The organism is Modicisalibacter coralii, from assembly GCF_004117855.1.
In the GTDB taxonomy this organism is placed as follows: Bacteria; Pseudomonadota; Gammaproteobacteria; order Pseudomonadales; family Halomonadaceae; genus Modicisalibacter; species Modicisalibacter coralii.
In genome coordinates, this window is sequence record NZ_QWBW01000054.1 from 1 (window position 1) to 24,281 (window position 24,281).

Below are 24,281 nucleotides of genomic sequence, written 5' to 3' on the forward strand. Positions count from 1 at the left end.
CGACGCGCAACAGCGAGGCCAGGTTGGGCACCGCGCCGCGCTCGGCGATGACCTCGTCGTGCAGCTGGCTGATGAAGCGGGCGGTCGACAGGTCCTGCTCGGCGGCCAGGCCATCGAGGATCTCCCAGAACTCGTTTTCCAGGCGCACGCTGGTCACGCAGCCCTGGAGGCGCACCGACCGCGTGGTGCTCTCGTAGCGTTGCGGATCGGTGGAGGCATAGACATGGCACATCGTCGGCGTCTCTTGCGGCAGGTCCTGTTTCTAAATTAGCCGGGGTTCGGGGTCCAGGCCAAGCCACTCGGGTCGGGCCTCGGCGAAAGCGCGGGGCCTGGCCGGCGCCTCTCATACCTTCGGCTACGTAGTAACCCACTGTTACCCGTTTCTCCGATGGCGGCCTACGCTCAGCTATAGGGGGTGCCGTCCAGGCATTCCACGCCCACTACAACAACCGGGAGACACCGTATCGTGCCGCGCCAGGCCGGTCGTGTCAGCCCATCCTGGGGAGAAACGCCATGTTGTCACGCCCGCTCACCCGCCGTGTCTTCCTCAAGGCCAGCGGCGGCGCCCTGGTCGGCACGCTGGCCTTCGCCGGCGGCCCCATCGCGCTGCTCGCGCCCAGCCGCAGCTGGGCGATGCCGCTGGATACGCTGAGTACCCGCGAGGGCAGCGTCCTGCTCGAGATGACCCGGCAGATGTTCCCGCACCCCGACCTCGAGGATGCCGTCTATGCCTTCGTGGTCAAGGACCTCGACAAGGCCGCGGCCGACCCCGCCACCCACGAACTGATCCGCGGCGGCATCGCCTCGCTGGACAGCGACGCCAGCGGCGACTGGCTGGCGCTCGATGCGGCCGACCAGTTCCAGCGCATCGAATCGCTGGAGGGCACGCCGTTCTTCGAGAAGCTGCGCGCGACGGCGGTGGTCTCGCTCTACAACAACCCGCTGGCCTTCGCCCACTTCGGCTATCAGGGCGCCGAGGGCGACGTCGGTTATCTCTACAACGGGTTCAGCGATCTGCAGTGGTTGCCCGATCCGCCCCAGCCGGCGGACGGCTACATGCCCGGCCAGGCGCCGCAGGCCTGAGCGCCGGGCCGCCGGATCGCCGGGCCGCCGGATCGCCGGATCGCCGGATCGCCGGATCGCCGATAACGACAACGATGAGGAGAGACCGTCATGGCACTCACTGACAACCAGAAGCGCTTCGCCCTCGACGACGCGGTGGTGGTGATCGTCGGCTCCGGGGCGGGGGGCGGCACGCTGGCCCACGAGCTGGCCAGGCAGGGCATCGACGTGGTGGTGCTCGAGGCCGGCGCCCTGCATACCCGCGACGACTTCCTGGCCGACGAGTGGGCCTCGTTCAGTCAGCTGGCCTGGCTCGACAAGCGCACCACCTCGGGCAGCTTCCGTCTGGCCAGGGACTTCCCCAACCTGCCGGCGTGGATCGTCAAGTCGGTGGGCGGGACCACCGTGCACTGGGCCGGTGCCAGCCTGCGCATCCAGCCCCACGAATTCCGCGCACTGAGCCACTACGGCAAGCTCGACGGCGCCAACCTGCTCGACTGGCCGCTCGACCCCGACGAACTGGCGCCCTACTACGACAATGCCGAGGATCGCATGGGCGTGACCCGTACCCACGGTATCCACGGCCTGCCCGGCAACAACAACTTCCATGTCATGTACACCGGCGCCACCAAGCTGGGCTACACCTGCAACACCGGCCACATGGCGATCAACAGCGAGATCCGCGACGGCCGGGCGCCCTGCCAGCAGCGCGGCTTCTGCTTCCAGGGCTGCCGCACCGGCGCCAAGTGGTCGACGCTCTATACCGAGCTGCCCAGGGCGATCGCCACCGGGCACATGGAACTGCGCCCGCAGTCCCATGTCGCCACCATCGAGCACGACGACCAGGGCCGGGTCACCGGCGTGGTCTACTTCGATGCCAACGGCGACCGGCAGCGTCAGAAGGCGCGGCTGGTGGCGGTGGCCGGCAACTCGATCGAGACCCCGCGGCTGCTGCTCAACTCGGCGTCGGCGCAATTCCCCGACGGGCTGGCCAACAGCTCCGGTCAGGTGGGGCGCAACTACATGCGCCACATGACCGGTTCGGTCTACGCCACCTTCGACGAGCCGGTGCACATGTATCGCGGCACCACCATGGCCGGCATCGTCTCCGACGAGGTCGGCTTCGACCCGTCGCGGGGGTTCGCCGGCGGCTACGAGATGGAAACCCTGTCGCTGGGCCTGCCGTTCATGGCGGCCTTCCTCGATCCGGGCGCCTGGGGCAAGGACTTCACCCATGCCATGGACCAGTACGCCCACATGGCCGGGATGTGGCTGGTGGGCGAGGACATGCCGCGCGAAAGCAACCGCATCACCCTCAATCACGACGTCAAGGACGCCTACGGGCTGCCGGTGGCCAATGTCCATTACGACGACCACGACAACGACCTGGCCATGCGCGAGCATGCCTATCAGCGCGGTTCGGCGATCTACGCGGCGGTCGGCGCCAGGGACATCTACCGGGTGCCGCCCTATCCGTCGACCCACAACCTGGGCAGTTGCCGGATGAGCGCCCGGCCCGAGGACGGCGTGTGCAACGCCCATGGCCAGAGCCACGACATCCCCAACCTGTTCATCGCCGACGGCAGCCAGTTCACCACCTCGGCCGCGGAGAACCCCACGCTGACCATCGTCGCGCTGGCGATCCGCCAGGCCGAGTACATCGGCAAGCAGCTCAAGGCGCGGGCCGTCTGAACCTGGCCTGGCGATGACCGCAGCATCGGGAAGGAAGCGCCCGGGCCGGCCGGGCGCCCCGGCTCACATGCCGGTATTGCCCATCAGCGCGGGTTCGATGATCTCGATCCAGTAGCCGTCCGGGTCCTTCACGAAGGCCACGTTCTTGAGCTTGCCCTGCTCCGGGCGCTTGACGAATTCGACGCCGTTCTCGTCGAGCCAGACGATGGCGTCGTTGAGATCGGGCACCGAGAAGCAGATATGCCCGAAGCCCTGCGGCTCGGCATTGCCGTCATGGTAGGCGAAGTCGGCCTGATTCTCGGTGCCCCAGTTGTGGGTCAGCTCCAGCAGGCCACGCTGGTTGAAGGTCCACACCGTGCGCTCGCAGGTCTGTTCGGGGACCTCGTCCTCCTCCTCGAGGCGGGCCAGGAAGTACAGCGAGAACTGCAACTCCTCGAAGTCCAGCTTGCGCAGCACGCGCATGCCGAACACCCGCGTATAGAACGCCAGCGAACGTTCGGGGTCCTTGACCCGCAGCATGCTGTGATTGAGCGTGAACCCCGAGGTCTCGGGCGGCACGTGGGTCTCGACACCGGGATGTTCCTCGGTGAATAGCGTCATGGGGGCTCCTTGCGAGTGCTCTGTTGGACGGCGACTTGGGTTCCTCGGAAGCGCGGTGATCGCACCTCTCCTGCTCAGCGTAGCCAGCCCGGCCGGTGACGGCGATATCCGGTGCCGGCCGCATCGGCGGCTTCAGCCTGCCACGGCGTTCCGGTGCCGCCAAGTCCCCTCTCAGTAGCCCGTCATTTCCAGATAGCCGACTCCATGCCGGGCGCTCGGCGACGTCGCGTCGACGGGGGTGACGCTGACCATGCCTTCCCAGTAGGCGAAGGCGGTGCCCATCCATTGATCGGGCTGTATGGCCTGCACGGTCACCGCCAGGTCGTGGCCGGGGACCTCGACGCGCCAGGCGGTGGGCAGCTCGCGACCGGCGACCGAGGTTCGGGACAGCGGGGTGAGCCGCAGGGCGTCGTCATCGAGCGGCGTCACCGTGCCGTCGGCGGCGATCCAGCTCCCCGAGAGGTAGTCGCCACCCGCCTCGCCGGCGCCGCGCAGGCGAAACGCCATCAGCTTGGCGCCGTCGTCGAAGTGCAGCGAGAACCAGTCCCAGCCCGACTGGTCGGGGCCCAGCAACTGGCTGCTCCATTCGCGATCCAGCCAGGCGCGGCCGCTCACTGCCACGGGGTCGCCATCCACCGTCAGCGTGCCCGCGACCCGATAGAACGGCTGACTGTAGTAGATCGAGCCCTGACCGTCGGCGGACTTGCGGCTGAAGCCATGATCGCCGTGGATCGCCAGCGGCCCTTCGGCGTCGAGTCGCAGGCGGTAGCCGAAGTCGTCGCCCCCGGCGGAAACGTCCAGATGATCGAGACCGGTATCGGCGCCGTCGGTTGCCGCGAGCCGCCAGTCGTCCAGCCAGGCGGCGAAGGGCGCGGCCGTCACCCCGGCCTGGCCACGGGCATCCGGCACGGCCATGCCCCGGGCGAAGCGTTCGGCGTAGCGGTGCCCGGTGGGCGTGGAGACCGCGGCGTGGGCCATCCACAACTGGCGGGTCGTCCATGGCGAATCGGCCCCCTCGTCGAGCGTGCCGGGCGGGGCCAGCGCCTGGCGGAACAGCGTCCACTGGATACCGAACGGCCGGCCGGCGGCGTCCGTGAGGTTGGCGGTCAGGTACCACCACTCGATGCGGAAGTCGGGGTGCGGGCCGTGATCGGCGGGGAAGGCGAGGCGTCCCCCTGGACGCGCCTCGGCGTAGCCCTCGGCGGCCGTGCCCAGCCCGGCATAGCCTTCAGAAGCGCCCTTGTCGGCCTGGTCCTGACCGGCCGGCGGGTACCAGGCCCGCCAGGCGCCGAAGGCCAGCAGGGCGACGAGGACGCCGGCGAGCAGCGTTCTGAGGTGTCTCATGTCGCGGCGAACTCCTGCAGAAGTCGGCGTGGCGGCATTCGCCACAGTCGCCAGGCGGGCAGCAGCGCGGCCAGCGCGGCGACGACGACCGCCAGCGCCAGGGTCGTGGCCATCTGGCCGGGAAAGACGTGCAGCGGCAGGCGCCAGCCGAAGGCGGCGACGTTGATCACCGCGACCAGCGACCAGGCCAGCGCGATACCCAGCGGCAGGGCGACGAGTGCCGTGCCCAGCGCGCAGGCGGCGAGCTGGCCGAGCTGCGCCGCGACCAGCCGCGAGCGCGAGACGCCCAGCGCCCACAGCGGCGCCAACTGGGTGAGCCGGGCATCGGCCTGGGCCAGCAGGGTGGTCAACAGGGCAAGCGCCGCGACCCCCAGGGTCAGCCCGTTGAGGGCGGCGGTGATGGCGAAGGTCCGCTCGAAGACCCGGCGCGACTCGGCCTTGAGCGCGTGCTGGTCGATCAGCGTCTCGCTCACTGCCGGCCCGAAGCGCGCCGTCAGCCGTTCGTGCAGGCCCGACAGGGCGGCGTCGCGGTGCGTGGCGTCGGCGGTTAGCACCACGCCCAGGCTGCCGGGCGGGGCGGCGAATTGCCGGGCCAGTCGCGACACCGGCATGACGATCTCGCCATGCGGGTTGCCGTAGTCGGGGTAGACGGCGGCGACGCTCAGGCGGTGGACGTTGCCGTCGGCGCCGCGCAGGCGTATGGCGTCGCCGGGGGCGATGGCGCGGCGTCGCGCGAGCTGCTCGTTGACGAACACCGCGCCGCCCTCGAGGGCGCGCCAGGCGGCGTCGCGGCCATCGCGGGTGGCGGCGAGCGGCCAGCTCGCGCGCAGCACCGGCGCCGGACGGAGGCCGAAGAGTGCCACCGGGGCCGGGGCGGCATCGCTGGCGCGGCGGTCGTCGGGCAGCAGGGTGGCGTCGGCATGACGTGCCGGCAGCAGGGTGGCGACCTCCGGCTGGGCGTCGAGCCAGCTTTCCAGCGCCGCGTAGCGCTCGGCCGGCGGGTGGATGTAGAGATCGGCGAGCAGGCGCTGGTCCAGCCAGTCGAGGAAGGTCACGCGGAAGCCGCCGACCATGCTGGAGACCCCCAGGTTGGCGGCCAGCGCCAGCAGCAGTGCCATCATCGGCAGTTGCAGGCGCGGCAGCTGGAGCTGCAGATCGGCCAGCGCCCACTGCCACAATGGCCGGCGGCGCAGCCGGCCCGCGGCCAGGCGCAGCGCGCCACCGAGCAGGGTGGGCAACCACAGCGCCACGCCGAGCAGCGCCGCGGTGACCATCACGAAGCCGGCGACCAGATGCTGGCCATGAGCCAGATGCAGCCACAGCCCCACCAGCCCGGCGAGGCCGAGCAGCACGCCGCCGGCCACGGCCTGACGACGCTGTTGTCGTGCCAGCCGCGCCCGCCAGGCCTGGGCGTGGCCGAGGGCGAGCACGTCGAGCCGTGCGGCCCGCCACAGCAGGCCCGCCCCGGCGGTGGCCAGCCCGCCGAGGGTGATCGCCACGCCGCCCAGCCAGTAGCTCCAGGGCAGCGCCAGGCGGGTCCCCACGTCGGCGTCGTAGAGGGCGTCCAGGCTGGCGGCGACGTCGGGCAGCAGCAGCCGGGCCAGCGCCACGCCGCTGAGGATGCCCAGCGCGGCGCCGGCGAGGCCCAGGGTCAGCAGCTCGAGCCCCAGGGCGACGACCAGCGAACGCCCCGGCACGCCCAGGGCGCGCAGCGTGCGCATCAGCCCCAGGCGCTGTTCCAGCGCCAGGCCCAGGGCGGCGTGGACGATGAACAGCCCCACCACCAGGGCCAGCAGTCCCATTGCCGTGAGATTGAGGTGGAAGCTGTCGGCGAGCTGCCCCGGCGAGGCCAACTGGCGGGCGGGAATGCGCACCAGCGTCGCGGGTAGCTCGGCCGCGGCACGCGGGGCGATCACCAGCCGGGTGAGGCCGTCGAGCCCCAGCAGGCGCTGGGCGACACCGACATCGGTGACCAGGGTGGCGGGCGGCAGGCTGGCATCGACCTCGACCGGCGGCAGGCGCGGGTCGGCACGGGCTGCGGCGGCGACGTCCGGGGCGGCGCGCAGCCGATGGGGCGGCAGCAGCCAGTCGCGCAGGGCCTCGCCGCTGCTCTGGCGGCGGGCCAGCGGCGAATCGCCGGGCAGGGTCAGCGGGTCGATGCCCAGCAGCCTGACTCGGGGCCGCGAAGCCCCTTCCCCGTCGGTCAGCGCCAGGGTGCCCTCGACCAGCGGCGAGACGGCGGCGCCGGCCCGGCGCAGGTCGAGATACTCGGCCAGTGCCAGCGGTTCGCCGTCGCGGCGTTCGATGCGGTCGAGCCGGCTCTCGAACAGCGCCTCGGCGCGGGCGTAGCTGTCCCGCGCCGAGGCGTTGATCGCCTGCACGCCGCTCCACAGCGCGCTGGCGACCCACAGGCCGAGCAGCAGCATGGCCAACTGACCGGGGTGGCGACGGTAGTGCGAGAGCAGGGTGGCCAGGGTGGTGGCGAGCACCCGCCGACGGCCCCGCTGGGCTGGCGGCGCGGTCATGGGGTGCGGTCGGCGAGCCGACCGTGGTGCAGGTGCACGCAGCGGTCGAGCGGGGCCGCGACCCGCGCGCTGTGGGTGACCATCAGCAGGGCGCAGTCGCTCTCGCCGATCAGCGCGCGCAGCAGGTCGAGGACCTGGTCGGCGGCGCCCTCGTCGAGGTTGCCGGTGGGCTCGTCGGCGAGCAGCAACTCGGGGCGCGGCGCCAGGGCGCGGCCGATCGCCAGGCGCTGCTGCTGGCCGCCGGAGAGCTGTTCGGGATAGCGCCCCTCGAGGCCGGCGAGGCCCAGCCGCTCGATCAGGTGGTGGGTCCAGTCGCGGTCCTCGCGGTCGGCGAGACGCGCCTGCAGGGTGAGGTTGTCGAGCACCGACAGGCTGGGCACCAGATGGAATTGCTGGAACACCAGCCCCAGGCGCTGGCGGCGCAGGTCGGCGCGACCCGCTTCGTCGAGGCTCGACAGGGCCCGCGCGCCGAGCACGATCTCGCCGCGATCGGGGGTATCGAGCCCCGCGGCGAGATGCAGCAGCGTCGACTTGCCGCTGCCCGACTCGCCCATCAGCGCCAGGCTCTCGCCGGGGGCGAGGCGCAGGTCGATGCCGTCGAGGACGAACAGCGGCCCCTGGGGGGTGGGGTAGCTCTTGGCGACGTCGGTCAGTTGCAGCATGGGGGCGGGCTCTCGACGGGCGTGTCCCGAGCATATTAGCAAAGGGCGGCAGTGGTGACCCGTTACGATCGGTGTGCCACGTCAGTCCTCGCGTTGCAGGCGCTCCGGCGTGGTCAGGATCTCCGCCAGCCAGTCGAGGACGCTGTCCACGGCCGGGCGGTCGTCGGCATGACGGGCGCGGTACACCGACATGCCCGCGTCCAGCCGGATGCTCTCCACCACCGGGCGCACCAGTTCACCCTTGCGCACGAGCTGGCCGATACCGCCGTAGCCCAGACAGATCCCGTGGCCGTTCATCGCCGCCTGCAGCATCACCGGGTAGCTGTCGAACAGCTGCCCGCTGGTCGGCGCCGGCGGCGGCTGCGGGTGGCCGACCCTTTCGAGCCAGGTTCGCCAGCTCATCCAGGCATCGTTGTCGCTCTCCCGATAATGCAGCAGGGGGCGGGACAGCAGGGTCTCGATCGACCAGGCATGCGGCTCGGTCAGCGCGGGGCTGCAGACCGGAAAGACCTCGTCGGGCACCGACAGCAGCGGGGCCAGCAGGCCGCTGGGCCGGTCGGTGCACTGCATCGCCAGGTCGAAGGGTTCCATGGCCTGGACCAGGGGCTGGCTGGAGGCGTTGATGCGCACCGAGATCCGCGGGTGGCGGCGATGAAAGTCGTTCAGCCGCGGGACCAGCCAGTACATCGCCACGTAGAGCTCGGCGAACAGCACCACCTCGTGGGGCGGCTGACGGTGGCGCAGGCGCTGTGCGCACTCGGCGATATCGGTGAGCCCGCCGGCGACGGCCTCGGCGAGCGTGCGGCCCGCCTCGGTGAGCACCACCTGGCGATGGCGACGCTCGAACAGCGCGACACCGAGCGATTCCTCCAGCGCGCGGATACGCCGGCTGATCGCCGCCTGGGTGAGGCTCAATTCCTGCGCGGCCCGCAGGAAGCTCTGGTGACGGGCGGCCGCCTCGAAGGGCAGCAGGGTGGAGAGGGGCGGCAGGGCCTGACGCAGCCGACTCATGCTGACTTGATCTCCTGTAAAGCGACGCGCGGCAAAGATCGTGTGAAACGCCCATTCCTTCAGCTCACACTTTACGCTGAATGCCACCAGGAGAGGAGGTTCGGCGATGTTTCCGGCCAGCAGCAGCGAGGTTCGCGCCGTCGGCGCCATCGTCATCGCCACGCTGGCGATTGCCGGCCACGATGCCCTGGTCAAGCGCTTCAGCGGCGACATCGGGATCTGGCAGCTCTATCTGATGCGCGCCCCGGTGGCCGTGACGCTGCTGGTCGGTATCCTGCGCTGGCGTCGGGTGCCGCTGCGCTGGCGGCACCCCGCTTGGGTGGCGTTGCGCAGTGGGCTGATGGTGGCGATGTGGGGGCTGTTCTATGCCGCCCTGGCGGTACTCAGCCTGCCGGTGGTGGCCGCCACTGCCTACACCTTCCCGCTGTTGCTGGCGCTGATGGCGCCCTGGCTTCCCGACGAGCGCCTCGATGGGCGGCGGGCGGTCGCCGTGGCGGTGGGCTTCGGCGGGGTCCTGCTGATGCTGCGTCCCAGCCCGGCCGGGTTCACCGCCTGGAGCCTGCTGCCGCTGGGCAGTGCCCTGTGCTATGCGCTGGCGGCACTGGTCACGCGCTATCGCTGCCAGGCGGAATCGGCCGCCATGATGTCGCTGGGCCTCAACCTGGCCTTCGTGGTGTGCGGCGTCGTCGGGTTGGCGGCGGTGGCGGGGCTCGATGCCCGGTTCGTGGCGCTCCAGCCCTTCGTGCTGAGTGGCTGGCGGCCGGTATCGGGCGGCTTGTGGGGGATCATGGCCCTGCTCGGCGTGCTGATCGTCACCGCCAGTCTGTTGACGGCGCTGGCGTTCCAGCAGGGGCGGCCGATGCTGATCGCGACCTGCGATTACGGCTATCTGCCGGCGGCGGCACTGTGCAGCGGACTGCTGCTGGGCGAGTGGCCGGGGCCGCTGACACTGGCGGGGATGGCGGCGATCGTGGTGGCCGGCGTGCAGGCCCTGCGTGTGCGCCCCGTGTCTCCCGGACGCGACGGGTGATGCCCGAAGTCGCGGGCATTGCTACCATGACCGTTCCCCGCGGGCGCGCGTTTCGCCCGCGCCGCGAAGGGATATGCCCGTGCCTCACCTGTTCACCAATCGCGCCAAGCTGTCCGACCTGACCCGCGAGACTCCCGACCCGCGCGACGATTTCCGCTGGGAAACCGCCAACGCCATCCTCTACAAGATCGGTGGCTTTCTGTTCATCGTCGGCAGCGTGTTCTTCTTTCCGCGCTTCGAGGCCTACCAGAACATCGGCGCCTGGGTGTTCTTCGTCGGTTCGCTGCTGTACCTGGTGGTGACCGGGCACGACATGCTGGAGGTACGCAAGTACTGGCGTCAGCGTAGCCATCATGCCCCCGGTCGGCGGCTCGAGATGCTCGCCGCCAGCAGCTACCTGACGGGCACGGTGCTGTTCACCGTGGGCAGCCTGTTCTTTCTCAGCTGGTGGGGCTGGTTCACCGCCGGCGCCTGGTGCTTCGTCATCGGCTCGCTGCTGTTCGTGCTCGGGGCGAGCGTCAATGTGCTGCGGATCGTCCAGGCACCGTCGCTGTTGTCCATGCAGATGACCAACCTGACGGCGGTCGCCTTCGTGGTCGGTTCGGTGCTGTTCGCGATCGCCTCGATCCCCTACCTGTGGACCTTCGACGATCCGGCGAGCAAGCTGCGGCTGTTCACCTTCCTGGCCTGGCAGTACCTGATCGGCAGCCTGCTGTTCTTTCTCGGCGGTGTCTTCAACTATTACCGCGCCTATCTGCTCATGGCTCGGCATCGCGACGGCGAGAGCCGGCATGCCGGCGACGATGCCCTGCTCATGGCCTACCTGCGCGGTGAGATCAGCGCCGCGGAGTTCCGCCACGCCTGGCGTGCCGAGGGGCTGGCGTCACGGGGCATGCCCTGACCCCGTGACGGGGCCATGCGCCGGTGCCCTGGCGCACCGGCGGTGGTTCACTGCTTGTCGGGCGTGGTGAGTGCCGCGACCAGGGTGTCGGCGTTGTGGCGGAACATGCCGAGGTAGGTGCTGCCTTCGCCGTCGGCCGTCAGAGCGTCGGCATAGAGCGTGCCGCCGATGGCGACGCCGGTCTCCTCCTGCAGCTGACGCACCAGGGCCGGGTTGCTCATGTTCTCCAGGAACAGCGCCTTGGCGTGGCTGGTCTCGATCTGCCGGATCAACTCGGCCATGTCGCCGGCGCTGGGCTCGGCCTGGGTGTTGAGGCCGACCGGGGCGAGCAGCTCGAGGCCATAGGCGTGGGCGAAGTAGCCGAAGGCGTCGTGACTGGTGATGATCAGCCGGTCGGCCTCGGGGATCCTGGCCAGGCGCTCGCGGATCTCGGTGTCGAGAGCCTTCATCTGCTCGATGTAATGCGCGGCATTGGCGCGGTAGTCGTCGGCGTGGGCCGGATCGGCCTTCACCAGGGCATCGCGGATGTTGCGCGCATACTGCTCGCCGTTGGCGAGATCCTGCCAGGCGTGGGGGTCGAGATTGCCGTGGTGATGGTGGCCGGCTTCGGCGTGGTCGTGGTCGTGGTCGTCATGATCATGCCCGGCGCTGGCATGGTCGTGGCCGTCATGGTCATGCTCGGTGCTGGCAGGATCGTGGTCGTCATGGTCATGCTCGGTGCTGGCATGATCGTGGCCGTCATGATCATGGTCGTGGTCAGCGGGGGTGTGACCCGCCGGCTCTTCGTCGTGGTGGCCGTCGAACGCCAGCGGCTCGATGCCGCGGCTGGCCACCACCACGTCGCCGTCATAACCGCTGGCATCGATCAGGCGGTCGATCCAGCCTTCGAACTGCAGGCCGTTGACCACCACCAGATCGGCATCGGCCAGCGTGCGCGCGTCGCTGGGACTGGGCGAGAAGCTATGGGCGTCGCCGTCGGGGCCGACCAGCGAGGAGACCTCGACGTGGTCGCCGCCGATGGTCGAGACCATGTCGTCGAGGATGCTGAAACTGGTGACCACCTCGAGCGGCTCCCGGGCCTGGGCGGTGGCGAGCGCACCCAGGCTCAGGATGCCGGCGGTCAGCAGACCCTTGAACAGCGGGGAGACGAGCGGATGACGGGACATCGGGGGATTCCTTGCGACGGGGGTGGAAAGAGTCAGCCGTGGGCGTCCGGCGGCAGCAGTGGCTGCACGCGGCGGCGCCAGCGCGCGGCCAGGCTGTCGTAGCGCCCGAACAGCGCGGAAACCAGGTAGATGGCGCCGGCCAGCAGGATGATGCAGGGCCCGGAAGGCAGCCCGGCGTGATACGACAGCAACAGGCCGCCGGTGCTGGAGAGCATGCCGATGGCGATCGCCAGCCCCATCAGTCCCTCCAGGCGCGACGACCAGAAGCGTGCCGCCGTGGCCGGCAGCATCATCAGGCCGACCGCCATCAGGGTGCCCAGGGTCTGGAACCCGGCGGTGAGATTGAGCACCATCAAGCCCAGGAACAGGGCATGGACCGCGCCGCCGCGGACGCCCTGGCCGCGCAGGAACAGCGGGTCGAGACACTCCACCACCAGGATGCGGAAGATCGCCGCGAGCACCACCAGGGTGGCACTCGAGACGGCGACGATCAGCCACAACGCCGTGCTGTTCACCGCCAGGATCGAGCCGAACAGCACGTGCGTCAGGTCGACGCTGCTGCCGCGCAGCGAGATCAGCATCACCCCCGCCGCCAGCGAGATCAGGTAGAAGCTGGCGATCGCCGAGTCCTCGCGATGCCCGGACAGCCGCGAGACGCCGCCGGCGAGGCCGGCGACCAGCAACCCGGCGACCAGCCCGCCGGCGCTCATCGCCGGCAGCGAGAAACCCGCCAGCAGAAAGCCCACGGCCACGCCCGGCAGCACCGCATGGGCCATGGCATCGCCCACCAGGCTCATGCCGCGCAACGTCAGGAAGACGCCCAGCGGCGGCGCCACCAGCGACAGCGCCAGTCCGGCCACCAGGGCGCGCCGCATGAAGCCAAATTCCACCAGTGGCGTGTACAGCCAGTCGATCATGCCGGATTCCCCGTCGGTGAGTGAGCGGCCCCGCTCGGCGGGGGCGTATGGGGCGGATGCCCGAGGCGCGAGAGTTCGCCCAGCGCGGCCGGCGTCGTCCAGGTGCCGTGGCCGCGGTCGAGTAGCAGCACCCGGTCGGCCAGGCACCGGAGCTGGTCGTGATCGTGCAGGACGACGAGGATCGTCACGCCGTCGGCGGCCATGTCGCGCAGCACCTCGATCAGCACTTCCACCGTCGCCGCATCGACGTTGGCGAAGGGCTCGTCGAGCAGCAGCAAGCGGGCGCGCTGCATCAGGGTGCGGCCGAGCAGGGCGCGCTGGCGCTGGCCGCCGGACAGCTCGCCCAACGGCCGATGTTCGAAGGCCTGCAGGCCCAGGCGGTGCATGATCGCCTGGCCGCGCCGGTATTCCTGCGGCCCGTAACGCCGGAAGCTGCCGTGGGTGGGCCAGCAGCCGGTCATCACCAGCTCCTCGACACTCATGGGAAAGGAGAGATCCAGCGCCAGTTGCTGTGGCAGCCAGGCGCGGTGCGCCTTGGGCACGCTGCAGTTCACCCGGCCGGCGATCGGGCGCAGCATGCCCATGATGCCCTGGACCAGGGTGCTCTTGCCGGCGCCGTTGGGGCCGACCAGCGCGGTGATGGAGCCGGCCTCGAAACGACCGTCGATGTTCTCCAGCACCAGCCGGTTGCCCTGCGCCAGGCTCAGCGCTTCGAGGGTCAGGATCGACGACATGTCGGGCTACCCCAGCATGCCGGCGGCCCAGGCCGCCGCCAGCCACAACCCCGCCAGCGGCAGCAGCGCCAGCAGTATCCGGCGGCCGGCGCCGAGCGACATCAGGGAAAAATGACAGGGCCCGTCGGGCCGGTGACGATGTGACATGAAAGCGCCCCACGCGGGTCGATCGAACGAATGAGCGCATATGTTATAACGTAACAAAAGAGGCTGCCAAGCCGAATTGCCGCACCGGGCTGGTTGTCTTGACAAAAAAACGCCGCCCGAAGGCGGCTCAAGGGGAAGGGATGGGGGCTTAGAATTCGCTCCAGTCGTCCTCGGTGGCGGTCGCGACGGGCTTGCGGGCCGCCGGTTTCGGCTGGCGCGGCGCGGGGGCGCGCAGGGCCGGCGCAGCCGACTGGCTTTCGCCACTGCGGAAGAAGGAGACTTCCTTGAGTAGTTCGCTGGCCTGATCCTGCAGTGAGCGGCTGGCGGCGCTGGATTCCTCGACCAGACTGGCGTTCTGCTGAGTAGCCGAGTCCATCTGCGCGACGGCCTGGTTGACCTGATCGATGCCCTGGGACTGCTCGCGGCTGGCCACGGCGATCTCGCCGACCAGGTCGGTGACGCGCTTGACGCCGTCGACGATCTCCGCGAGCGTCTGGCCGGCACGGTCGACCAACTGGGTGCCGGATTCGACCCGCGAGACGCTTTCGTCGACCAGGGTCTTGATCTCCTTGGCGGCGTTGGCGCTGCGTCCCGCCAGGGTGCGGACCTCGCTGGCGACCACCGCGAAGCCGCGGCCCTGCTCGCCGGCCCGGGCCGCCTCCACCGAGGCGTTGAGTGCCAGCAGGTTGGTCTGGAAGGCGATCTCGTCGATCAGGCCGACGATACTGGCGATCTTGCGGCTGGAGGCGCTGATCTCGCCCATCGCGCCGACCGCCTGCTGGGCGACTTCACCGCCGTGCTGGGCATGCTGGCTGACCTCGTGGACCAGGCGGTCGGCCTGGGCGGCGTTGTCGGCGTTCTGGCGCACGGTGGAGGTGATCTCGTCCATCGACGCCGCGGTCTGCTGGAGGCTGGAGGCCTGTTCCTGGGTGCGCCGGTTGAGGTCGTCAGTACCCTGGGCGATCTCGCCGGAGGCGATGTTGACCGATTCGGCATTGCGACGCACCGACACCACCACGCTGGAAAACTTGTCCTGCATGGCCTCGAGGGCGCGCAGCATGTCGCCGAACTCGTCCTTGCAGGTGATGTTGATCCGGCTATCGAGATGCCCCTTGGCCAGCGACTGTGGCGTAATTGGCGGCGGCCTCGAGATAGCTGGCTTCCGCCTGCCGGGAGTTCATCTCGACCAGCTGGTTGATGTCGTCGATTACCGTCGGGTATTCGGCATTCAGGGGCCCACTGGTGATTTCGCGGGCCTTGGCGAAGTCGTTGGCGACCATCGCCGTGACGAGTTTGTCGAGGTTTCCGCGCAGCGTGGTCAGGTCGCTCTGGAAGCGCTCGGCCATGGCCCGTTCCTTGGCGTTGCTGATGCGCTCCGGAAAGTAACTCGTCCAGGCCTTGTCGAGTCGGGCGTCGTTGGCGGCGATTTCGGCCTTGGCGGCGGCGGCCGACGCCGAATCGGCATCGCGCTGCTCGGCAGTGATCTTGACCCGGTTGCTGAGCAGGGCGTCGCGAACGTTGCCGAGCTGTACCAGGGTGATCAGGTTTTCTTCGTAGGTCTTTTCCAGACTCTGCTTGACCGACCCGGCGGTCACGATACCCAGTACGCCGACGATCAGCAGCAGGACGATGCACGCCCCCAGGCTGACCCCCAGTCGCAACTTGACGCTCTTCTTGAGAAACATGGCTTGGTCCTTTTTGGTTCTTGATTTTGCGTGTCCCTGGCGTCGCACCATTGCAGCGTCATGGGGACGACGCTCGTGCGGTCCGGCGGGCCTTGCCGGAGTCCCGGCGTTCACGAGCGTTCATGGGGATTATCGGCAGGAGAGGCCGGCGGCGTAAGTGGGCCGCCATCGGGTTTTACAATCTGCGACATTTGGGACGCGGCGCGGGGGCCGTCGTCCGCAGGGGAGGGGGCGGTGGGACGCGGTCAGTAGCGAATGTTCACACCCACGCGATCGGGCGCCAGGACCCAGGCGTACTGATAGTCGAGGCGTACGTCGCCCAGCGACAGGCGTGCCGGGTGGAAGCGGTTGAGCGCCGCGCCGGCCTGGGTCGGCTGGGTCCGCAACTGGATCTCGCTGACCAGCATGCCGGTGGCGAAGCTGATCGCGCCGTCCCGGGGGCGGTCGTCACCCAGGCCGATCGCCAGCCCGCCCAGGGTGTTGATCGCCAGCGACCCCAGGCGTGCCCGCCAGGCCCGGCGTTGGCGTTCCTCGGCGGCGGTGGCGCGCATCAGCGCGCGGGCTTCGGCCAGGTGTGGCGCATCGCGCTGCTCGGCGAGCGTCTGCAGCCGCCGGTAGGCCGCGGGGTGCGGTTGCGGACCGGCGATCACTCCGGCCAGCGCCAGCGCCGACTTGACGCTCCCCACGCGGGCATCGAAGCGATCGTCGTGGTCGTCCGCCTCGCTGGCCTGATAGAGGTTGGCGGCCAGGCTTGCGGTATAGATGCCGCCCCAGCCGTAGCGCCATAGCGTGGCCTGGTCCGCGCCGCGCTCGAGGGCATCGAGGTAGGCGTTCCATTCGTCGGCGCTGCGAGATTGCGCCACGGCGGGCGCGGCGAGCGCGCCCAGCAGGGCGCAGACGAGCATGAGCGTGATCGGGCGGATGCGAGGCATGAGGACTCCCTGTCGAGACGGCGGTCATTCCGGCGGCTGGCGTTACCGAGAGGGAGTATAGGGCAATCGCTGGCGTCTGGCGGCCCGCCGCCCGGCTTGACGTCCCGGGTGCCGGGCTGTACAGGTGCGCACCCGGGTGGCGGGGAGCGGCCGAAGCCGACTTCGGATATGCCGCGATACCGTCGGTTCGGTCGTCGGAAATTCCCCCGCCACCTAAGCTTAGGCGTCGGGGCCCGCTATTCATGGCCCCCCGACGAGGTCCCCCCTTGGCCCCGCGTGCCCACGCGGATTGCCGACGGGGTATCGATAAAAAACCCGAGGGATCGAAATGACAACACAGGACTCAAGCGCCTCGCCGTCGAAGGACCGCCTCAATCCGGTGGTGTTCTACGGCTCGGTGATCGGCATCGTGGTCTTCTCGCTGTGGACCATGATCGCCACCCAACAGGCCAACACGGTGATCAACGCCGTGCTGGGCTGGATCTCCAACACCTTCGGCTGGTACTACTTCCTCACCGTGGTGATCTACCTAGGCTTCGTGATCTACCTGGGGCTATCGCGCTACGGCAAGATCCGCCTGGGGCCGGAGCATTCGCGACCCGACTTCAACATCTTTTCGTGGTCGGCGATGCTGTTCTCGGCGGGTATCGGCATCGGCGTGATCTTCTTCGCCCTGGCCGAGCCGCTCACCCAGTTCTATAACGCGCCCGGGGCGCCCGATGACCAGATCGCCGCGGCGCGACACGCCATGGAACTGACCTTCCTGCACTGGGGCCTCTCCGGTTGGGGCATCTACACCCTGGTGGGCATGTCGCTGGCGTTCTTCAGCTACCGCCACAACCTGCCGTTGACCATCCGCAGCGCGCTCTATCCGATCTTCGGCGACCGCATCTACGGCGCCATCGGCCACGCGGTGGACATCGCCGCGGTGCTGGGCACGGTGTTCGGCATCGCTGCCAGCCTGGGCATCGGCATCATCCAGCTCAACTTCGGGCTGGAGTACATGTTCGGCATCCCCAAGAGCACCTGGACCCAGGCGATCCTGGTGATGCTGATCGTGCTGTTCGCGACGATCTCGGCGATCACCGGCGTCGAGAAGGGCATCCGCCGGCTCTCGGAGTTCAACATCCTGCTCGCCGTGGCGCTGTTGCTGTTCGTGCTGTTCGCCGGCAAGACGATCTTTTTGCTCAACGCGCTGGTGATGAACATCGGCGATTACCTGGCCAACTTCGTCAGCCTCTCGTTCAATACCTACGCCTTCGACCCGCCGACGACGTGGCTCAACGCCTGGACGCTGTTCTTCTGGGCCTGGTGGATCGCCTGGGGGCCGTTCGTCGGGCTGTTCCTGGCGCGCATCTCGCGCGGGCGCACCATCCGCACCTTCGTGCTGGGCACCCTGACGCTGCCGATCATCTTCATGATCCTGTGGATGTCGCTGCTGGGTAACAGCGCCATCGACATGGCGATGAGCGGTGCCGCCGAGTTCGGCCAGCAGGTCATGGACAACCCGCCGGCGGGCATCTACCTGTTCCTCGAGCAGTACCCGCTGCCGATCTTCACCACCATCGCGGTGAGCATCCTGGCGATCGTGTTCTTCGTCACTTCCGGCGACTCCGGCGCGCTGGTGCTGTCGAACTTCACCTCGATCCTCACCGACGTCAACCACGACGCGCCGATCTGGATGCGCATCCTGTGGTCGGCGGTGATCGGCGTGCTGACGCTGGCCCTGCTGCTGGCCGGCGGCCTGAGCGCCCTGCAGAGCGCGGTGGTGATCACCGGGCTGCCGTTCTCGGTGGTGCTGTTCTACATGATGGCCGGGCTGCTCAAGGCACTGAAGCTGGAAGCCTTCAAGGAGGACAGCCGGCAGTTGAGCCTGGCCGGGTCGCTCTCCGGGCGCACCGGCGGCGAGCGTGGCCCGCAGAGCTGGCAGCACCGGCTCAGGCGCGCCATGAGCTTCCCCGACAAGCGCCAGGCGCGGCGCTTCATGGACGAGACCTGCAAGCCGGCGATGGAAGCGGTACGCGATTCCCTCGAGGAGCAGGGCGTACATGCCGCGATCCACGAAGGCGTGCAGAACGGAGACGACTACCTGTCGCTCAACGTCGATCTCGAGGACGAGCAGAACTTCACCTATCAGGTGTGGAGCCAGGGCTTTTCCACGCCCGGTTTCGCCATGCACACCCCGCAGGCCTCGAAGCACTACTACCGGCTCGAGGTCTACCTGCTCGAGGGCAGCCAGGGTTACGACCTGATGGGCTACACCCGCGAGCAGGTGATCGAGGACATCCTCGACCAGTACGAGCGGCACATGCAGTTCCTGCACCTCAACCGGCTGGAACCGGGGCATATCAACATGCCCGACAGCCCCGAGCAGCCGCCCGCCTGACGGCACGGCAAGTGTCCTTCACCCCACCGGCCCCGCGGCGACGCGGGGCCGTTTTCGTGGGGCGGCGTAGTTCGGTAGCTCGGCGGGTGTCTTGACAGGGAGTGGCGATCGATCTAATTTTCGATTGAAAATGATAATAATTGTCATTTAAATCGGCAATCGAGGAGGCTACCATGATCGACCGCACCCACCCCGCGCAACGACATGCCGATCCGAACCCGCAAGTCCTCGGGGCCAGCGACGTCTCGGTCCGCATGGTCCGGGAATCCCAACTGAGCGCTTGCGCCGCCGCGAGCGATGACCTCGAACGCTGGGAGCTGGCGCGTCAGGAGGCCGTCCAGCGATTGCGCCGCCGCCTGTTCCTGCTGACGTCCGAGCGGTATCTCAAGGGCGAGATCGGTGAGTCGCTCGATCCTCGCGAATCGGCGTGTGACAAGCTCTGAATCGGTTTTCTGCTATTTCTGGCGACGCGCGTTCACGTAGATATCGGCGCAGTGTCGTCTCGATTGTCCGGTCCCGGACCAGGTCCTCGCTGTTCGACATGAGTTGTAATCCCTGACTGACAGGACCGCTGTTCATCGGGCGTGTAGCCTGACTCCCCGAAAGGCCGGGTTCTCCATCGCTGGCAGCATCCCCCGAGTTCTGATTAGATGCCGAAGTGTATTTAAGTTACCGATATTAACAACACGCTACTTCGGGCGGGGAAATGGACGATATCTTATCCACCGATCTCAAGACGATCCTGCATTCGAAGCGTGCCAACCTCTACTACCTGCAGCACTGCCGCGTACTGGTCAACGGCGGCCGCGTGGAGTACGTCACCGACGAAGGCAAGCGCTCGGCCTACTGGAACATCCCCATCGCCAACACCACCTCGCTGCTGCTGGGCACCGGCACCTCGATCACCCAGGCGGCCATGCGGGAGCTGGCCAAGGCCGGTGTTCTGGTCGGTTTCTGCGGTGGCGGCGGCACGCCGCTGTTTTCCGCCAACGAAGTCGATGTCGAGGTCGCCTGGTTCAACCCGCAGAGCGAATACCGCCCCACCGAGTACCTGCAACAGTGGGTGCGCTTCTGGTTCGACGATGCGCTGAGGCTGGAAGCGGCACGCCGCTTTCAGCGTGCGCGCCTGACCCAGGTCGAACGGCACTGGCTGGACGCACGTTTTCAGCGCGATACCGACTTCAAGCCCAGCGCGGCCGAGTTGAAGGCGCTGCTCGAGCGCAGTCGCGGGGCCATCGACCAGGCAGCGGACACCACCGCACTGCTGACGGAAGAAGCCCGGCTGACCAAGCAGCTGTTCCGGATCGCCACCCAGGCGGTCGGCTATGGCGAATTCGTGCGCGCCAAGAAAGGTAGCGGCGTCGACCCCGCCAACCGCTTTCTCGATCACGGCAACTATCTCGCCTACGGCCTGGGCGCCACTGCCAGTTGGGTGCTGGGGTTACCCCACGGGTTGGCAGTGCTCCACGGCAAGACCCGACGCGGCGGCCTGGTGTTCGACATCGCCGACCTGATCAAGGACGCGGTCATTCTGCCGCAGGCATTCATCTCCGCTAGCCGTGGCGACGAGGAGCAGGCATTCCGCCAGGCCTGTATCGAACGGCTCACCCGCGTCGAGGCGCTGGATACCATGATCGAGGTGGTGCAAGGCGTCGCCGAGCGGCTGGGCGAGGAAGCGCGACGATGAACGTGCTGATCGTCTCCCAGTGCCGCAAGAACGCGCTCAAGGAAACCCGCCGGATTCTCGACCAGTTCGCCGAACGCCGCGGCGAGCGCACCTGGCAGACCGCGATCACCAAGGCCGGGCTCGACACGCTGAGAAAGCTGCTGCGCCAGAAGGCGCGCAAGAATACCGCCGTGGCTTGCCACTGGATTCGCGGCCAAGACCACAGCGAGCTTGTGTGGATCGTGGGCGACGCCTCGCAATTCAACGCCCGCGGTGCAACCCCGACCAACACCACCCGGCGCAACATCCTGCGCGAAGAGGACGAGAACGACTGGCATAGCGGTGAGGACATCCGCCTGTTGGCGATGATGGCAGGACTGCTTCATGACCTTGGCAAAGCGAGCCGAGCCTTTCAGTGGCGTTTGACTGGCCGCCTGCGCGAGCGTAACCGCTATCGCCATGAGTGGGTGTCGCTAAGACTCTTCCAGGCCTTCGTTGGCAAAGACGATGACGAAGGCTGGCTGAAGCGGCTGCAAGCACAGGAATACGATGACTCGTCCTGGACTCGGCCTGCCGATTACCAGCGCGATGGGCTGGATGCCAGCGACCCTCATCCTTTTCAGCGACTGCCTCCTCTGGCCAAGGCACTTGGCTGGTTGATTCTGACCCATCATCGCCTGCCGGTCGCGCCCGCCTTTCAAGACGACCGCCAGCTTTGGCTGGGCGCTCGCGTGCGCTCATTCAACCCGAATTGGTTGGAAGCGCCGCTCGATCCCGTGGCTCACGACTGGAACGAGATTTTCACGCCGGGTAGCGATACAGAGATCGCCCCTTATTGGCAGATGGCAGGCCCCCTGCCTGTCTCCGGAGAAGCTTGGCGCACGAAAGCGGCGCGCCTGGCGCGTCGGCTTCTCGAACTCAGACAACACCGAGGCGACGATTGGCTCGATCGCCCTTTCGTCATGCATCTGGCACGCCTGAGCCTGATGCTGGCCGACCATTACTATTCGAGCCTTGCCCTGGATAAGAATGATGCCCCGGACGACGCGCGTCGCAAGTTTCTCCATCCGCACGCGAGGTTGATAGCCAACACGACACGTAACCGCAGCAGGCAATCCGTCGCCAACCAGACCCTCGACGAGCATCTGCAGGGGGTCACCTACCATGCGGGGCAAATTGCCCATGCAATTCCCTCCCTGGAGCGCGAGCTGCCGCGGCTCGCGCGACATCGAGGGCTGCGTAAACGTAGCGGGGCCGGAAAATTCAGTTGGCAGGACAAGGCATTCGATACCGCCCTGGGGATACGCGACCGTGCCCGGGAGAAAGGGGCTTTTATCGTCAATATGGCCTCGACGGGATGCGGCAAGACACTGGCCAATGCACGCCTGCTCTACGCCCTCTCCGACCCTGACCGAGGCATGCGAGCCACCTTCGCGCTGGGTCTGCGAGCACTGACACATCAAACCGGACGCAGCTATCGCGAAGATCTGAGGCTGGGTGACGATGAACTGGCGATTAGGGTGGGTGGAGGCGCCAGCCGAGCCCTATTCGCCTATCACGAACGACAGGCCACCGAGAGCGGGTCGGCATCGGCACAGAAACTCATTGAAGAAGATGACCACGTGCTCTTCGAAGGAGTTACCGAGCAGGGATCGCTGCTTTCCTGGGCCGGCCATGATCAGAGAACACGTAGTCTGTTGATGGCGCCCATGCTGGTCTGCACGGTGGACCACCTCGTACCCGCCACTGAATCGCTGCGCGGTGGGCGGCAGATCGCACCCATGCTTCGGCTGATGAGTGCCGATCTGGTCCTGGACGAGCTGGACGATTACGATCTGGCCGATCTGCCGGCGCTCACCCGCTTGATGCAATGGGCCGGCATGCTCGGCACGCGTGTCGTACTCTCTTCGGCCACGTTACCCCCGGCGCTGGTCGAGGGGATGTTTCTCGCCTATCAGGCGGGGCGGCGTGAATATCGGCGTCATCGAGGCGCCGGGGGCGGCTCGACGATAGAGCAGGCGGATATCCCGTGCATCTGGACGGATGAATTCGGTACCCGACATGAAACCTGCTGGAGTCGTAGCGGGTTTACCGAAGCCCATGAGCGCTTCATCCAGAGGCGTGCCGCAAGGCTAGGTCAGGCCGCCCCGCTGCGGCGAGCAGCGCTCTGGCCGCTGACTATCGCCAATAACAAGACCCGCGAGACCACCCGCCACGAGTTCGCTGACCATGTCTTGCGGGCCGCACTGCAGTTGCACGCGGATCATGCGCAAGTCGATCCCGCGAGCGACAAGCGAATCAGCTTTGGCCTGGTCCGCATGGCCAATATTGACCCGCTTTTCGATGTCGCCAAGGCGCTCTTCGAGCGAGGCGCCCCCGAAGACACCCGAATCCACCTTTGCGTCTATCACGCTCGCTTCCCGTTGGTACAGCGCTCCGCCATCGAACGGCAGTTGGACACGACTTTCAACCGACGGGACGAAGATGCGGTCTTTCAGTCGTCGACGATCCGCGAGGCGCTCGACGCCAACCCCGAACTCCATCACATCTTCGTGGTTATCGCCTCGCCGGTCTGCGAAGTAGGCAGGGACTGGGACGCTGACTGGGCCATCGCCGAACCCTCGTCGATGCGCTCACTGATCCAGCTTGCAGGACGCGTTCAGCGCCATCGTCAGCGGCTGAATGACAAGCCCAATATCTTCATATTCGATACCAACCTGCGACACTTCTCCCGCGACAAAGGACCGGATGGCAAACCCGGTGCCATTTTCGTACGTCCTGGGTTCGAGCTGGCGCGCGCGCCAGCTCGACACCCTTTTCGGCTGATTGCTCATCGTCTGGGAAAACTGATGGAAGAGAGCGAGTATCAGCCCCTGACGGCACTGCCTCGAATCGCGCCGCGCCCCGCCGAGCAGTGGCAGCCCAAGATGCGGCTGACGGACCTGGAACAGGCACGCATGGCCCACACCATGTTGCCGCTATCGGCGGCAGGTGCCGAGGAGTTCAACGCCGCCAGCGGCTGGCAATACCCCGGAGCCATGCTGACGGGCGTGCTGGCGCAGCAGCAACCGTTTCGCGAGAGCGCCATTCCGAGCACGAAGCTGGTGCTGCTACCGCAGGACGAGGAGGCGCCGGAGACACTGCTGCTGCATCGCATCGAGAGCGATCCGGAGCAACGTGGACAGCAGTTATATGTGCTGGTGGAGCAGAACCAACGTCATGACGTCGCGCTGCATCCGGGGCCGCGCATCGCGCCCTGGGGCAACTTCGATCTGCCCGCTCTACTGCAGGAGCAGGCCGACGACCAATCGTTGACGCCCGTGGAAGCCGCACGACACTTTAGCCAGTTGGAGGCGCCGGAGCATTCGCGCGGTTGGCGCTATCACCCCTGGCTGGGCTTCTCGATATGGCGACCGTGACGGCTCCGTTTCTGACTCAGGTCAACAGGGTGCCTCTATGGCCGGCTCGGTCGACGCGCGCCAGGAAACGGTGCGGCAGAATAGTTTGCAAGGAAGGAGGCTGCCCCCGAAGGGGCAGGTGGCCAGGGGCCAAGCTGCCTGTGCGGCAGCGAAAGCACAGAAGAAGCCGCTCGTGCAATTTTCTGAGCTGCCTACGCGGCAGGATCAAACCGCTCGAGCAATGGAAGCCGCTCGTGCAATGGCACTTTTCTCTTTACTCAGGGAAATGCCTGCGAGATACTTCGAGTGCCCGGGCGCGCTGCAACGCGCCCGGGCGTATGCAACCGCCGGTTGGCCCCGGCCCCCCTGAAAACATCACCAGAGGAGTAAGAAGACGTGAAATACCGTCGCAGAAGAACCTGA

At 67.8% G+C, this 24,281-nt stretch carries 21 protein-coding genes; 8 read left to right on the forward strand and 13 right to left on the reverse strand.

Going from position 1 to position 24,281, the window contains the following annotated elements:
- A partial coding sequence (locus tag D0901_RS20485; RefSeq protein ID WP_129142145.1) for a ribbon-helix-helix domain-containing protein occupies window positions 1-232 on the reverse strand: 232 nt, incomplete at its 3' end.
- A gap of 281 nt (window positions 233-513) precedes the next feature.
- Here D0901_RS20485 and D0901_RS20490 point away from each other — a divergent pair.
- Window positions 514-1,083 (forward strand): twin-arginine translocation signal domain-containing protein, encoded by a 570-nt coding sequence (locus tag D0901_RS20490; RefSeq protein ID WP_129142146.1) that lies wholly within the window; start codon window positions 514-516, stop codon window positions 1,081-1,083.
- A 90-nt stretch (window positions 1,084-1,173) separates the two neighbouring features.
- Window positions 1,174-2,754: a GMC family oxidoreductase gene (locus D0901_RS20495; RefSeq protein WP_129142147.1), complete on the forward strand. Its 1,581-nt coding sequence runs from the start codon at window positions 1,174-1,176 to the stop codon at window positions 2,752-2,754.
- Window positions 2,755-2,817: 63 nt separating this feature from the next.
- On the opposite strand, the gene gloA is transcribed toward D0901_RS20495, so the two are convergent.
- From gloA to D0901_RS20520, 5 genes are all read right to left on the reverse strand, one after another.
- A complete protein-coding gene (gene gloA / locus D0901_RS20500; protein WP_129142148.1) occupies window positions 2,818-3,354 on the reverse strand; it encodes a lactoylglutathione lyase in 537 nt (178 codons plus the stop codon).
- A gap of 171 nt (window positions 3,355-3,525) precedes the next feature.
- Complete coding sequence (locus D0901_RS20505) at window positions 3,526-4,698, reverse strand: lipocalin-like domain-containing protein (RefSeq protein ID WP_129142149.1); 1,173 nt, start codon at window positions 4,696-4,698, stop codon at window positions 3,526-3,528.
- On the reverse strand, window positions 4,695-7,223 hold the full coding sequence (locus tag D0901_RS21360) for an ABC transporter permease (protein WP_129142150.1): 2,529 nt from the start codon (window positions 7,221-7,223) through the stop codon (window positions 4,695-4,697). Before D0901_RS21360 ends, D0901_RS20505 begins: the two co-directional genes overlap by 4 nt.
- On the reverse strand, window positions 7,220-7,885 hold the full coding sequence (locus D0901_RS20515; RefSeq protein WP_129142151.1) for an ABC transporter ATP-binding protein: 666 nt from the start codon (window positions 7,883-7,885) through the stop codon (window positions 7,220-7,222). The genes D0901_RS21360 and D0901_RS20515 overlap by 4 nt, the downstream gene beginning before the upstream one ends.
- A gap of 81 nt (window positions 7,886-7,966) precedes the next feature.
- Complete coding sequence (locus tag D0901_RS20520) at window positions 7,967-8,896, reverse strand: LysR substrate-binding domain-containing protein (RefSeq protein WP_162500932.1); 930 nt, start codon at window positions 8,894-8,896, stop codon at window positions 7,967-7,969.
- A gap of 106 nt (window positions 8,897-9,002) precedes the next feature.
- On the opposite strand from D0901_RS20520, the gene D0901_RS20525 reads away from it, so the two are divergent.
- The gene (locus D0901_RS20525) at window positions 9,003-9,926 is read left to right on the forward strand and encodes a DMT family transporter (RefSeq protein ID WP_129142153.1); all 924 of its coding nucleotides are present in this window, start codon (window positions 9,003-9,005) and stop codon (window positions 9,924-9,926) included.
- 79 nt (window positions 9,927-10,005) lie between these two features.
- Window positions 10,006-10,827, forward strand: coding sequence for a YrhK family protein (locus D0901_RS20530; RefSeq protein ID WP_129142154.1), 822 nt, complete (start codon window positions 10,006-10,008; stop codon window positions 10,825-10,827).
- Window positions 10,828-10,874: 47 nt separating this feature from the next.
- Here D0901_RS20530 and D0901_RS20535 read toward each other — a convergent pair whose 3' ends face one another.
- The 7 genes from D0901_RS20535 to D0901_RS20560 all read right to left on the reverse strand — a co-directional run bounded on the left by D0901_RS20535 (window position 10,875) and on the right by D0901_RS20560 (window position 16,408).
- Window positions 10,875-11,993: a metal ABC transporter substrate-binding protein gene (locus D0901_RS20535; RefSeq protein ID WP_129142155.1), complete on the reverse strand. Its 1,119-nt coding sequence runs from the start codon at window positions 11,991-11,993 to the stop codon at window positions 10,875-10,877.
- 32 nt (window positions 11,994-12,025) lie between these two features.
- A complete protein-coding gene (locus D0901_RS20540) occupies window positions 12,026-12,910 on the reverse strand; it encodes a metal ABC transporter permease (protein ID WP_129142156.1) in 885 nt (294 codons plus the stop codon).
- Window positions 12,907-13,644, reverse strand: coding sequence for a metal ABC transporter ATP-binding protein (locus tag D0901_RS20545; RefSeq protein ID WP_129142157.1), 738 nt, complete (start codon window positions 13,642-13,644; stop codon window positions 12,907-12,909). The genes D0901_RS20540 and D0901_RS20545 overlap by 4 nt, the downstream gene beginning before the upstream one ends.
- Window positions 13,645-13,650: 6 nt before the next feature.
- A complete protein-coding gene (locus D0901_RS21145; RefSeq protein ID WP_203234927.1) occupies window positions 13,651-13,791 on the reverse strand; it encodes a hypothetical protein in 141 nt (46 codons plus the stop codon).
- Window positions 13,792-13,939: 148 nt separating this feature from the next.
- Window positions 13,940-14,851: a methyl-accepting chemotaxis protein gene (locus D0901_RS20550; protein WP_129142158.1), complete on the reverse strand. Its 912-nt coding sequence runs from the start codon at window positions 14,849-14,851 to the stop codon at window positions 13,940-13,942.
- A 37-nt stretch (window positions 14,852-14,888) separates the two neighbouring features.
- Window positions 14,889-15,476 carry an MCP four helix bundle domain-containing protein gene (locus D0901_RS20555; RefSeq protein WP_162500933.1) on the reverse strand — a complete coding sequence of 196 codons (588 nt, stop codon included), beginning with the start codon at window positions 15,474-15,476 and terminating at the stop codon, window positions 14,889-14,891.
- A 245-nt stretch (window positions 15,477-15,721) separates the two neighbouring features.
- Entirely contained in the window at window positions 15,722-16,408 is a 687-nt protein-coding gene (locus tag D0901_RS20560; protein WP_129142160.1) for a hypothetical protein, read from the reverse strand.
- Window positions 16,409-16,736: 328 nt separating this feature from the next.
- Between D0901_RS20560 and betT the strand changes: the two genes are divergently transcribed.
- The 4 genes from betT to cas3f all read left to right on the forward strand — a co-directional run bounded on the left by betT (window position 16,737) and on the right by cas3f (window position 23,879).
- Window positions 16,737-18,794, forward strand: coding sequence for a choline BCCT transporter BetT (gene betT / locus D0901_RS20565; protein WP_129142161.1), 2,058 nt, complete (start codon window positions 16,737-16,739; stop codon window positions 18,792-18,794).
- Window positions 18,795-18,967: 173 nt separating this feature from the next.
- Window positions 18,968-19,237, forward strand: coding sequence for a hypothetical protein (locus D0901_RS20570; protein WP_129142162.1), 270 nt, complete (start codon window positions 18,968-18,970; stop codon window positions 19,235-19,237).
- Window positions 19,238-19,500: 263 nt separating this feature from the next.
- Window positions 19,501-20,481 carry a type I-F CRISPR-associated endonuclease Cas1f gene (gene cas1f, locus D0901_RS20575; RefSeq protein WP_129142163.1) on the forward strand — a complete coding sequence of 327 codons (981 nt, stop codon included), beginning with the start codon at window positions 19,501-19,503 and terminating at the stop codon, window positions 20,479-20,481.
- A complete protein-coding gene (cas3f, locus tag D0901_RS20580; RefSeq protein WP_129142164.1) occupies window positions 20,478-23,879 on the forward strand; it encodes a type I-F CRISPR-associated helicase Cas3f in 3,402 nt (1,133 codons plus the stop codon). Before cas1f ends, cas3f begins: the two co-directional genes overlap by 4 nt.
- Window positions 23,880-24,281: the final 402 nt, after the last annotated feature.